General features: G+C 76.1%; 10 protein-coding genes. 4 read left to right on the top strand and 6 right to left on the bottom strand.

The window, feature by feature from the left end:
- Positions 1-11 precede the first annotated feature (11 nt).
- Complete coding sequence (locus tag RSE42_RS17595) at positions 12-1226, bottom strand: glycoside hydrolase family 3 N-terminal domain-containing protein (protein WP_415297413.1); 1215 nt, start codon at positions 1224-1226, stop codon at positions 12-14.
- A gap of 199 nt (positions 1227-1425) precedes the next feature.
- Between RSE42_RS17595 and RSE42_RS17590 the strand changes: the two genes are divergently transcribed.
- Positions 1426-5028: a DUF5979 domain-containing protein gene (locus RSE42_RS17590; protein ID WP_415297411.1), complete on the top strand. Its 3603-nt coding sequence runs from the start codon at positions 1426-1428 to the stop codon at positions 5026-5028.
- Between the two features lie 95 nt (positions 5029-5123).
- Here the strand turns inward: RSE42_RS17590 and RSE42_RS17585 are convergent, their stop codons facing one another.
- The gene (locus RSE42_RS17585) at positions 5124-5552 is read right to left on the bottom strand and encodes an SRPBCC family protein (RefSeq protein ID WP_232322684.1); all 429 of its coding nucleotides are present in this window, start codon (positions 5550-5552) and stop codon (positions 5124-5126) included.
- An 83-nt stretch (positions 5553-5635) separates the two neighbouring features.
- On the opposite strand from RSE42_RS17585, the gene RSE42_RS17580 reads away from it, so the two are divergent.
- Positions 5636-6586 (top strand): hypothetical protein, encoded by a 951-nt coding sequence (locus RSE42_RS17580; RefSeq protein WP_085387122.1) that lies wholly within the window; start codon positions 5636-5638, stop codon positions 6584-6586.
- Positions 6587-6648: 62 nt separating this feature from the next.
- Here the strand turns inward: RSE42_RS17580 and RSE42_RS17575 are convergent, their stop codons facing one another.
- Positions 6649-7149, bottom strand: a complete 501-nt coding sequence (locus RSE42_RS17575; protein ID WP_144679615.1) for a nucleoside deaminase — start codon at positions 7147-7149, stop codon at positions 6649-6651.
- Between the two features lie 18 nt (positions 7150-7167).
- Positions 7168-8304, bottom strand: a complete 1137-nt coding sequence (locus RSE42_RS17570) for a threonine aldolase family protein (protein ID WP_415297408.1) — start codon at positions 8302-8304, stop codon at positions 7168-7170.
- Between the two features lie 128 nt (positions 8305-8432).
- Here RSE42_RS17570 and RSE42_RS17565 point away from each other — a divergent pair, with 128 nt between their 5' ends.
- Complete coding sequence (locus tag RSE42_RS17565; protein ID WP_051028580.1) at positions 8433-8660, top strand: hypothetical protein; 228 nt, start codon at positions 8433-8435, stop codon at positions 8658-8660.
- Positions 8661-8683: 23 nt separating this feature from the next.
- Here the strand turns inward: RSE42_RS17565 and RSE42_RS17560 are convergent, their stop codons facing one another.
- Both RSE42_RS17560 and RSE42_RS17555 read right to left on the bottom strand, forming a co-directional pair.
- The gene (locus RSE42_RS17560; RefSeq protein WP_415297406.1) at positions 8684-10450 is read right to left on the bottom strand and encodes an alpha-amylase family protein; all 1767 of its coding nucleotides are present in this window, start codon (positions 10448-10450) and stop codon (positions 8684-8686) included.
- Complete coding sequence (locus RSE42_RS17555) at positions 10447-11442, bottom strand: TIGR03885 family FMN-dependent LLM class oxidoreductase (RefSeq protein WP_415297404.1); 996 nt, start codon at positions 11440-11442, stop codon at positions 10447-10449. Before RSE42_RS17555 ends, RSE42_RS17560 begins: the two co-directional genes overlap by 4 nt.
- Positions 11443-11561: 119 nt before the next feature.
- Here RSE42_RS17555 and RSE42_RS17550 point away from each other — a divergent pair, with 119 nt between their 5' ends.
- Positions 11562-12020, top strand: coding sequence for a VanZ family protein (locus tag RSE42_RS17550; RefSeq protein ID WP_051876684.1), 459 nt, complete (start codon positions 11562-11564; stop codon positions 12018-12020).
- Positions 12021-12024 lie beyond the last annotated feature (4 nt).

The raw sequence follows: 12024 nt of genomic DNA, 5'->3' as shown, positions 1-12024 counted from the left end.
GGGCCGTGCGCTCAGCGCAGCCGCTCCTTCGCCGCGAGCACGCGCAGCACGGCCGCGTCGACCTGCGCGGCGAACGCGTCGTCGCTCGACGCGCGCTCGACGACGGCCGCCACCATGGGCTCGACGACGCTCGGGTCCGCGGACGCCAGCACCATGTCGCCGCCCGCGGCGATCGTCAGGACGGCGCGGTCCGCGGGCGACCAGGCCTGCACCTGCTGCGCGGCGGACACGTCGTCGGTGAGGACGACGCCGTCGAACCCCAGGTCGCCCCGCAGCATCCCGTCCACGACGACGGGCGAGAAGGCCGCGGGGAGCGTCCCGTCGATCTGCTGGTAGACGGCCGTGGAGGTCATGACGAACGCCGCGCCGGCCTCGATGCCCGACGCGAAGACGGCGACCGACGCGTCGTCGCGCGTGGTCACGTCGTCGGTGACCCCGGCGTCGGTGTCGGTGTTCTCGGTGACGCGGCCGAGCCCGGGGAAGTGCTTGATCGTCACGTCCACGCCCGACGCCTCCATGCCCGCGCTGAACGCGTTCGCGTGCGACGTGACCGAGTCCGGCGTGAACCCGTAGCTGCGCTGGAAGGCCCCGATCGGCGGGTTCTGCGCGGCCGTCCCCTCGGGCAGGAGGTCCATCACGGGCGCGAGGTTGAGGTTCACGCCCGCCGCGGCGAGCTCGGCGCCCCACGTGGTCGCGTCGGCCTGGAGCGTCGCCGGGTCGAGCCGGGCCTGGTCGGTCGCCGTCGGGATCTGCGAGAACCCGGGCCCGCGCAGCACCTGGACCTTCCCGCCCTCCTGGTCGGTCGCGACGAACAGCGGGGTGCCGTTCGTCGTCTCCGGGGAGACGAGCGCCGTGAAGCCCGCGACGAGGTCCGCCGTCGGGCCGGTCCCGGCCTGCGAGCGGCCCGCGAGGAACACGTTGCCCACGTGCAGGCGCGAGACGGCGTCGTAGCTCACCTGCTGCGGGTCCCGCACGTCGACCCCGACCATGAAGAGCTGCCCCACCTTCTGCTCGAGCGTCCACCCGGCCAGGGGGTCCTCGGGCGGGGTGGACGGCGTCGGCGACGTGCCCGACGGCGCCGGGTCGGCCGGGGCGGACGGCGGGCCCGACGGCGCGGTCTGCGGCGCGGGGGCGGGCCGCGTGAGGTACCAGGCGACGGCCGCCACGGCGGCGAGCGCGGTCACGACGGCGACGACGATCCAGGTGGTCCGGGCACGAGCGGTCACAGGCGACACCTCCGACGCCACGGTAGCCCGACGGCCGCGGAGGGGTGCCGTCCCGAGCAGTGCTGCGACCCCCGGGGGTTATGACCGACGTCACCGCGGGGTTCGCGTCATGATCGGCGTCCCGGCGCGTCTCCTGGGTGACATGGCGTCCTGGCTTCGCGGCCGCGGGGCGCACCCCCCCCGGAACCTGGAGCCCGGCATGACCCCTCGCCCACCCTCCCTCCGCGTCGCACCCGGACGCCTGCGCAGAGCGGTCGCGGCGCTCGTCGCCGCCGTGCTCGCCCTGGCCGGCGCCGTCGTCCTCGTCTCGGGGCCGCAGGCGCGCCCGGCCTCCGCCGCGGTCGGGTCCTGCCCCGCGCCAGGGGACATGCCGAACGTCGGCCAGACGCCCCCGCTGTTCACGGACACGAACGTCACGGTGTGGACCGGGGGGGACTACCTCGCCACGGCGAGCGCCGCGGAGTCGGAGGGGCTGCTCGTCGTCACGGGGGAGGCGACGATCGACGCCCCCGGGAACTTCAGCATCGGCGCGGTCGGCGCGGGGTCGCAGATCACGCCGCCGGACGGCGCGGTGATGCTCGCCGTCGGGGGAGGCCTGGACATCGGGGCGGAGACGAGCGTCACCGTCGGCTCGACGCTGCCGACCGGCGGCGCGGTGGACGTGGGCGCCGCGGTCACGGGCGGCGGGTCGCTCTCGACCGCCGGGACGACGCCGGGCGCGGACGCCCCGGTCACGCAGGGCATGGGCGCGGCCGCTCTCGGCGAGTGGGCCGGCTACGGCGACGTCGTCGCGGAGGCGTCGGCGACGATCGCCGGGTGGCCGGCGACCGCGGCGGGCGTCGTCGCGGGGAACCGGGTGACCTTCACCGGCGTCGGCACCGCCGACCCGCAGGTGTTCACCGTCGACGCCGCGCAGCTCGCGGGCGTCAAGGAGATCGTCTTCGCGAACGTGCCGGACGACGTCGCGATCGCGATCAACGTGACCGGCGACGCCCCGGTGAGCCTGAGCCCCAACTACTGGGAGGGCAACGGCTCGCCGTTCATCAACGACTTCAACTCCAACCCGGGCTTCGGCAACTGGGCCGCGCGCATCCTGTGGAACTTCGCGTCCACGCCGGACCTCGCGCTCGGCCGGGCCGACCAGTTCCTCGGCACGATCGTCGCGCCGGTCGCGGACGCGACGATCACGACGAGCACGAACGGCCGCGTCCTCGTGGGCGGGAACCTCACGTTCGGCGACCCGAGCGTGACCGGCGGGCTCGAGATGCACAGCTACCCGTGGATCGGGCCCGGCCCGTTCGACTGCACCGGGGGCGCGAGCTTCGCCGTGCAGAAGACCGTGACGGGCGAGGCGGCCGCGGACGTGCCCGCGGGCACGACGTTCCAGGTGGAGTACACCTACGAGCAGCCCGACGGCGTCACCGGGGGCGACACGCTCACGGTCCCGATCAGCGGAGCTCTGCTGAACGGGCCGACCCTGCCGGAGGGCACGGTCGTCACGGTCCGCGAGACGAACCTGCCGTCGGTGGCGGGCGTCGAGTGGGGCACGCCGGTGATCCGCGTGGACGGCGAGCCGCTCGGCGACCCGGCGCAGTTCACCGTCGCCGAGGGCCGCACGGTCACGGTCACCGTGGTCAACACGGCGAACGCCGGCGGCGGGACCACCGCCGCGGGCGGCTTCACGGTGGCGAAGGTCCTCGCCGGGGACGCCCTCGGCCTCGTCCCGGCGGACACCGCGTTCCTCGTCGACTGGGAGGCCACGCTGCCGCAGGGCGCGACGTACGACGGCGACCTCACCGGCACCCTGAGCGTGCTCGCGGACGGCGCCGTGGTGGCCGGGCCCGCCGACCTGCCGGTCGGTACGACGGTGACGTTCGCCGAGCGGCTGCCGCTCCCGGTGGTCGACGGCGTCGCGTGGGGCGACCCGGTCGTGAGCCCGGCGGGGCCGGTGACGGTCGTCGAGGGCGCGACGGGCGTCGCGGTGACGGTCACCAACGTCGCGGAGCCCGTCGTCGGCGGGTTCGCGGTCCGCAAGGCCGTCGAGGGCTCCGCCGCGGGCGACGTCCCCGCGAGCACCGCGTTCCTCGTCGATTGGACCGCGACCGTCCCCGCGGACGTCGCCTACGACGGCCCGACCACGGGCACGCTCACGGTGCGCGCCGACGGCACGCTCGTGAGCGGTCCGGCGGACCTGCCGGTCGGCACGGTCGTGACGCTCGCGGAGCAGCAGCCGCTGCCCGCGGTCGACGGCGTCGTGTGGGGCGTCCCGTCGTTCGATCCGGGGCCGTCGGTGACGATGGTCGAGGGCGCGGCCGTCGAGGTCACGCTGACGAACACCGCGGAGGCGGTGCAGGAGGTCGGCGGGTTCGCCGTCCAGAAGACCGTCGCGGGCGGCGCGGCCGGCGCCGTCCCGGGCGGCACGGAGTTCGTCGTCGACTGGACGGCGGAGCTCCCCGAGGGCGCCGAGTACGCGGGGGACACGCAGGGCACGCTCACGGTCCGCGCCGACGGCACGGTCGACGCGGGACCGCAGGACCTCCCGGCGGGCACCGTCGTGCGCTTCGTCGAGCGGCAGCCGCTGCCGACGGTCCCCGGGGTCGCGTGGGGCGAGCCGGTGTTCTCGCCCGCGACGGTGACCATCGGCGACGGCGACGCCGTCGCGGGCGTCGCGCTGACCAACCAGGCCGACGCGCTCGTCGGGGGCTTCTCCGTCGCGAAGACCGTCACGGGCGACCTCGCCGGGAGCGTGCCGCCGGGCACGGAGTTCTCGGTCGCGTGGTCCGCGGCGCTGCCCGCCGGGTTCACCCACGACGGCCCGCTCGCCGGGACGCTCACGGTGCGTGCCGACGGCACGGCCGTCGACGGCCCGCAGGACCTCCCGGTCGGGACGGTCGTGACGTTCACGGAGACCGACCTGCCCGAGGTGGGCGACGTCGTCTGGGGCGCGCCGGTGTTCTCGCCCGCGTCCGTCACGGTCGGTGACGGCGAGGACACGCTCGTCACGCTGACCAACACGACGCAGGACGTGGCCGCGGTCGGCGGGTTCTCCGTCGCGAAGGAGGTCGTGGGCGACCGCGCGGACCTCGTCCCCGCGGGGACGACATTCACGGTCACGTACGCGTACGAGCTCGAGGGCACGCCCGTGGGCGGCTCCGTCGAGGTCCCGGCCGACGGCACGGTCGTCGCAGGGCCGCAGAACCTCCCGGCCGGGACGGTCGTGACGTTCGGCGAGACGGACCTGCCCGCGGTCGACGGCGTCGAGTGGGGCACGCCCGTCTTCAGCCCGCCGACGCTCGTCGTCGGCGACGGGACGGACGCGCTGGTCACGGTGACGAACACGGCCGACCAGGCCGTGGGCGGTTTCTCCGTCGTGAAGGAGGTCGTGGGGGCCGCGGCGGGCTCGGTGCCGGCGAGCACCGAGTTCACCGTCCGCTACGCGTTCGACCGCGACGGCGAGCCCGTCACCGGCACGCTCACGGTGCGGGCCGACGGCCAGGTCGTCGACGGGCCGCAGGACCTTCCCGTGGGGACCGTCGTGCGGCTCACCGAGACCGACCTGCCGACGGTCCGCGGCGTCGACTGGGGCACGCCGGTGCTCACCGTCGGTGACGAGCGGGTGACCGAGGTGACGGTCGGTGCGGGCGCGCCGGTCGTCGTGACGCTGACGAACACCGCGTCGTCGGCCGGCGGCCTCGCGATCACGGGCGGGGACGTCGTCGCCGTGACGACGCTCGCGCTGCTGCTCGTCGGCACGGGCGCCGCGCTCCTCGCGGTCCGCGCTCGCCGCCGCCGCACCGCCTGACGCGCGGGGCGTCGTCGGGCCGGTGCCGGACGGACGACGGGCCGGTCACCTCCTCGCGGGGGTGACCGGCCCGTCGTCGTGCGGGGCGGGACGCGTCAGTCGTGGCCCGCGAGCGTCGCGAGCGCCTTCGTCCACAGGGCGTGGGCGCGCTCGGCGCGCTCGGCCGTCTCGATGTTGCGCTCGACGACGCGCACGAGCGTCCCGGAGTCGTCGGGCTCGAGCGTGATCGCGATGTCGTGGTAGCTCTGCGGCACGTCGGGCAGGCCCATGGTGGGCGAGAAGTGCGTGAAGTGCAGCAGGCGGGGGCGCTCGACGGCCACGACGGTGCCCCAGTCGGCGAACTCGCGGCCCATGTAGTGGCCCTCGAACGTCACGGGGCTCCCGGGCCGGAAGTCGGTCTCGATGTTCATGCCGAGCATCCAGCGGGCGCTCGGGTGCATGAGCTCGGCCCAGACGACCTGCGGGGGGCGGGCGACGTGGGTCTCGACGGTCGTGCTGTGCTCGGTCAGGGTGTGGTCGTTCACGGGTGTCTCCGGGGGCTGGGGGCTGGCTCCTGGGCCCGACGGTAGACCCTCCGGGGGGCACCGGCAGCCGGTAGGTTCGGCGCGTGACCCGACTCGTGCTCGTCCACGGCCGCGACAACCAGGGGCTCGACGCCGAGCAGCTCGACCGCACGTGGACCGAGGTCCTCGACGCGGGCCTCGCGGCGGCGGGCTCGGGCGTCGTCGTGCGCGACGCGGACACGGCGTTCGTCTACTACGGCGACACGCTCGCCGCGCTCGTCGGCGGTGCCGCGACGCCGCCGCCGGTCACCGTGCACGCGGTCGGCGCGCCGCGCGACGGGGACGCCCTTCTGTCCGCGGCCGAGGCCGCGGACGAGGCCGCGTTCGTGGCGGCCGTCGCCGAGGAGGTGCTGCGCGCCGCGGGCGCGACGGTGCCGGTGCGCCCGGAGGGTGCCGGGCCCGGTGGCGTGGAGGGAGACGTCGGCGCGTGGCTCAACCTGCTGCTGTCCGCGCTCGACCGGTCCGTGCCGGGCCTGAGCGGCGCCGTCGTCGCGCTGCTCGCGCGCGACGTCTGGGCGTACCTGCACGACGACGCCGTCCGCACGACGATCGACGACGCGCTCGCCGCCGCGATCCCGACGGACGGGCCCGCCGTCGTCGTCGCGCACTCGCTCGGGTCGGTCGTCGCCTACGCCGTGCTGCGCGAGCACCCCGACGCCGCGCGCTGGGACGTGCCGCTCCTGCTCACGCTCGGGTCCCCGCTCGCCGCCCGGGCGATCCGGGACGTCCTGGCCGCGCGCGCCCCGCTGCGCGTGCCGGCCCCCGTGCGGCGGTGGGTCGCGGCGCGCGACCCCCGGGACGCGCTCGCGCTGCACGGCCTCGGGCCGGCGGCGTTCCCGCTCGACCCGGCGTCGCCGGGGATCGAGGAGCTCGTCGTCGCGAACGCCGCGCCGGGCCACCACGCGGCGGCCGTCGTGCTCGACGGCGGGCGGCCCGCCGGCTACCTCGCCGTCCCCGAGGTCGCGCGCACCGTCGCGGACGCGCTCGACTCCTGAGAGCGTCGTCCCCGCGGGCGGGGGCGGCCCGGGTGCACGACGCCGGGCGGGCGGGCCCCCGGTCAGGAGACGCCGTGCAGACGCGCGTGCAGCGCGCGGACCTCCACCTCGAGCTCGTACGCGGGGCCACGCACGGCGACCCCGGGCGCGACGTCGCCGATCGCGAGCGGGCGCACCGGGCCCGGCGCGACGCCCCACTCCTCCAGCCACCCGACGAGCTGTGTCGTGCTCGCGGCGTAGACGACCGGGCCGAGGCCGACCCACGCGTGCGCCGCGCTGCACATCGCGCAGTGCTCGCCGGACGTGTAGACGGTCGCGTCGCGCCGCTCCTCGGGCGTCAGGTGCGCGGCGGCCCAGCGGGCGATCTCGAGCTCGGGGTGCCGGGTCGCGTCGCCGTCCTTGACGCGGTTGCGGTCCTCGAACCGCACGACCCCGTCGCGGTCGACGAGGAGGGAGCCGAACGGCTCGTCGCCGTCGTCGAGCGCCTCGCGCGCCAGCTCGACGCAGCGGCGCAGGTGCACGAGGTCGTCGGCGGTCGGCAGGGGCAGGCTCTGGTCGCTCATGGCGTCATCCTCGCCCGCTCACGACGCGACCGCGAGGGCGGCCCGCACGTCCGCGACGAACCCGTCCACGTCCCCCGGGGTCGCGTCCCACGCGCACATCCACCGCACCTCGACGCGGTCGGGCGTCTCGCCCGGCCCCCAGTCGTAGAACCGGTGCCGTTCGCGCAGGCGCGCGACCGCCGTGCGCGGGAGCGTCGCGAAGACCGCGTTGACGAGCGTGGGCTGGGTGAAGGCGAGACCCGCCGCCGGGCCCGGGGCGGCGTCGTCGGGCCCGACGGCGGCCGGCACGACGGCGTCCGCGAGCCCCGCGCGCAGCCGCGCGGCCATCGCGTTCGCGTGACGGGCGTTGCGCAGCCAGAGCTCGTCGGCGTCGGCGACCTCGTCCACCTCGGCGACGACGTCGCCGACCGGCTCGAAGAGCGCGAGGAGCTGCGCGGAGACGTAGCGCATCTTCGACGCGAGCTGCATCGTCGACTTGCGCACGAACTCCACGCCGTCGACCGCGGACGGGTCGAGCACGACGACCGCCTCGCCGAGCGCGAGCCCGTTCTTGGTGCCGCCGAACGACAGCACGTCCACGCCCGCGTCGGTCGTCAGGGCGCGCAGCGGGACGCCGAGCGCCGCGGCGGCGTTCGCGAGACGCGACCCGTCGAGGTGCACCCGCATGCCGCGGGCGTGCGCGGCGTCGGCCACCGCCCGGATCTCGTCGGCCGTGTAGAGCGTGCCGAGCTCGGTGGACTGCGTGAGCGACACGACGAGCGGCTGCGCGCGGTGCGGGTCGCCGAGGTCGCCCGCGAACCGTTCGACGGCGGCGGGCGTGAGCTTCCCGTCGGGCGCCGGCACCGTGAGCACCTTGACGCCGCCCACCCGCTCGGGGGCGCCGTTCTCGTCCGTGTTGAGGTGCGCGTGCTCGGACGCCACGACGGCGCCCCAGCGGGGGAGCGTCGCCATGAGCGCGACGACGTTCGCGCCCGTCCCCGTGAGCACGGGGTACGCGGTGGCGTCGGGCCCGAACCGCGCGCGCACGGCGTCCTGCAGGCGCGCGGTCCACGGGTCCTCGCCGTACGAGATCTCGTGCCCGGCGCTCGCGGCGGCGAGCGCGGCGAGGACGTCGGGGTGGGCGGGGGAGTAGTTGTCCGAGGCGAACGAGGTCACGTGCCCAGCGTAGGTCGGCGGGGCGGCCCGGCCGCGCGCGAGCGGGCCGGGGCGCGCCTAGCGTCGAGGAGGGACGCGGTGCGCGTCCCGTGGACCGCGCGCAGCGCGTGAAGCACGGAGGTGCAGCCATGACCACGAACCCCGACCAGCCCGGTACGGGCCCGGGCTCCCCGGCGGAGCCGACGGTGGAGCCGCCGAAGTCGCCGGGACCGCCCCCGGACCCGTCGACGCCGCCGCACGACCCGAGCCACGCCGACCCGGTCCCCGGCGGGCCGGCCGACCCGTCGCCCGACGTCCCCGACCGGCCGTCGTCCCCGGGTCGGCCCGTCGGACCCGACGAGCCGACCCACGGCTGACGCCTCGGGCTCACTCCCCGGGCTCACGCCCTGGCTGACGCCCGGTCGGCACCCGGCCGACCGACCCGCGCACGCCCCAGCCGCGCCCCCCCCCCCCCCCGCGACCCGGGCGGCGTGACGCGCAGCCAGCGGAACCCGTAGCCGTCGAGCCGCACCTCGGCGGTCCCGTCGGGCGCGGGCTCGACGTCGTCCGCGTCGAGGACGTCGACGAGGCGTGCGTCCTCCGGCAGGTCGCCCAGGGGCACCCGCACGACGAGCGGGTCCGGCGACAGGTTGTGCAGCGTCACCATCGAGGCGTCCTGCCAGGTGGTGCGCAGCGCCAGCACGGACGGCTCGGGCGAGTCGAGCACCTGCGCGTCGCCCCAGCCCAGCTCGGGGCACTCGCGGTAGCGGTGCGCGAGCATCCGCACGAACGTGAGCAGCGACTCCGGGTCCCGGCGCTGGTCGGCGACGTTGACATGCTTGGGCGCGTACCCGTCGCCCGGCAGCGGCGCCGCGAGCCGGCGCGCGGGAGCGCGGGAGAACCCGCCGTTCGGCCCCGACGTCCACTGCATGGGCGTCCGCACGGCGAGGCGCCCCGGCACGTCCAGGTTCTCGCCCATGCCGATCTCCTCGCCGTAGAACAGCACGGGCGTGCCCGGCAGCGAGAAGAGCAGCGAGTACACCATCCGCAGCCGGCGCGGGTCGCCGCCCAACATCGGGGGCAGCCGCCGTCGCAGCCCCCGCCCGTAGAGCTGCATGTCCTCCTCGGGCCCGAACGCGGCGAAGACCTCGGCGCGCTCGTCGTCCGTGAGCTTGTCGAGCGTGAGCTCGTCGTGGTTGCGCACGAACGTCGCCCACTGGGTGTCGCGGGGGATGGGCGGACGGGCCGCGAGCGACCCGGCGAGCGGGGTCGCGTCGTGCCGGGCGAGCGCCAGGTACAGCGCCTGCATCGCGTTGAAGTCGAACTGGAGCGTCAGCTCGTTGCTCGTCACCCCGCCCGGGTCGCCGTCGGTCGGGTCGCCGTCCCCGAAGTAGCGCGCCTGCTCCTCGTACGGCAGGTTGACCTCGCCCATGAGGATCGCGTCGCCCGACCGCCGCCCGACGAACGCGCGCAGCACGCGCAGCAGGTCGTGGGGGTCGTCGATCTCGTCGCCCGGGTTCGCGGCCGCGTCGGTCAGCGCGTAGGGGACGGCATCGACGCGGAAGCCGGAGATGCCGAGCTCCAGCCAGAACCCGATCGTCTTGGCGATCGCGTCCCGCACCTGCGGGTTCGCGGTGTTGAGGTCGGGCTGGTGCCGGTAGAAGCGGTGCCGGTACCACTCGCCCGACGCCTCGTCGAGCGTCCAGATGCCCTCCTCCTGGTCGGGGAAGACCACCTGGTCCTTGGTCGACGGCGGCTCGTCGGACCGCCAGACGTAGTAGTCCCGGAACGGGGACGTGGTGGACCGCCGCGCGGCGCGGAACCACGGGTGACGGTCGGACGTGTGGTTGACGACGAGGTCCACGATCACGCGGATGCCCCGGTCGCGCGCGGTCCGCACGAGCTCGACCACGTCGCCCAGGTCGCCCAGGCGCGGGTCGACGCCGAGGAAGTCGGTGATGTCGTAGCCGTCGTCGCGGTCGGCCGTCGGGTAGAACGGCATGAGCCACAGGCACGTCACCCCGAGGTCGGCCAGGTGGTCGATCCGCTGGACCAGGCCGGGGAAGTCGCCGATCCCGTCGTCGTCCCAGTCCATGAAGGTCTCGACGTCGAGGCAGTAGACGACCGCGTTCTTCCACCACAGGTCGCCGGTGTCGCGGATCCTCACGCCGCACCCCCGTCCGGCGTGGCGGCGGCGCACGCCTCGCGCAGCCGGGGCAGGAGGGTCTCGCCGGCCGCGTCGAGGAACGCGTCCTGCTGCTGCCCCACGTGGTGCAGGTACACCTCGTCGAACCCGCACGCGACCATCTCGGCGACGCGGTCCGCGAGCCGCTGGGGGTCGTGCTCGACGAGCACCGTGCCGCGCACCTCCTCCGGGCGCACGAGCTCCGCCACCGCGTCGTACTGCTCCGGGGTCTCGAGGTGCCAGTTGACGCTGGGCGGCAGGAGGTTCGAGCGCCACTGGTCGTGCGCGACGGCGAACGCGGCCTCGTCGTCGGTGCCCCACGCGACGTGCACCTGCAGCGCGAGCGGCCCGCGGCCTCCCGCGTCGCGGTACTCGCCGACGACCTGCCGCAGCGACTCGACGGGCTGGTTCACGGTGGCGAGGCCGTCGGCCCAGTCGGCGTGACGACGCGCCGTGGCGGGGGTGACGGCCGGCCCCACGAGCCGCGGCGCGACGTCGGGCAGGGACCAGACGCGCGCCCGGTCCACCGTGACGTGCCCGTGGTGCGTGACCTCCTCGCCCGCGAGGAGGGCCCGGATGACGTCGACGCACTCGCGCAGGCGGGCGTCGCGCTCGGCCTTCGTGGGCCAGCGCTCGCCCGTGACGTGCTCGTTCATCGCCTCGCCCGAGCCGAGCGCGGCCCAGAAGCGGCCCGGGAACATCGCGCCGAGCGTCGCGATCGCCTGCGCGGCGATCGCCGGGTGGTAGCGCTGGCCGGGGGCGGTGACGACGCCGAACGGCAGCGCGGTCGTCGCGAGCGCGGCGCCGAGCCACGACCACGCGAACCCGGACTCGCCCTGGCGCTCGCTCCAGGGGGCCAGGTGGTCGGAGCACATGGCGGCGTCGAAGCCGACCTGCTCGGCGCGGCGGGCCGCGGCGAGGAGGGGGCCGGGCGGGATCTGCTCGTGGGAGGCGTGGAAGCCGACGGTGACCATGGCGCCCAGTGAACCGACCCTCGCCGTGCCACGCTCGGCGAGGAGGGGGAACGGTGGAGGCTCCGTGGCCGCGCCGCGGGGCCCGGCGCGCCCGGGACTCGCGCCCGTACGCTGACGGGATGCGCCTGCTGACCTGGACGTTCGCCGTCTATCTCGCCGCCGTCCTGGTCGTGACGCTCTGGCCGTCGCCGCAGTCCACCGACGCGCCCGGCTGGGCGACGTCCACGCTCGGCTTCCTCCAGGGCCTCGGGATCCCGATCACGCTGCCGGTGCTCGAGGCGCTCGCCAACGTCGTGATGTTCGGGCCGTTCGGCGTGCTCGGCGTGCCCCTCCTGCGGGGCGCGGCCGCCCGCCGGGGTCGCGCCGTCCCGGGCGTGTGGCGCGCCGTCGGGCTCGTGACGCTCGCGGGCTGCGCCCTCTCGGTCGCGATCGAGCTCACCCAGAACCTCCTGCCCGGCCGCGTCCCGACGGTCCAGGACGTCGTCCTGAACACGGCCGGCGCGCTCCTGGGCGCCGTGCTCGTGGCCGCGGTGCTCGCGGTCGGGGCGGCGCGCCGCACGGCCGCGCCCCGCCGCTGAGCGC

It is taken from the genome of Cellulosimicrobium sp. SJTW-1 (assembly GCF_047716875.1).
Lineage (GTDB): Bacteria > Actinomycetota > Actinomycetes > Actinomycetales > Cellulomonadaceae > Cellulosimicrobium > Cellulosimicrobium funkei.
This window is presented reverse-complemented; position numbering and strand designations above follow the sequence as displayed.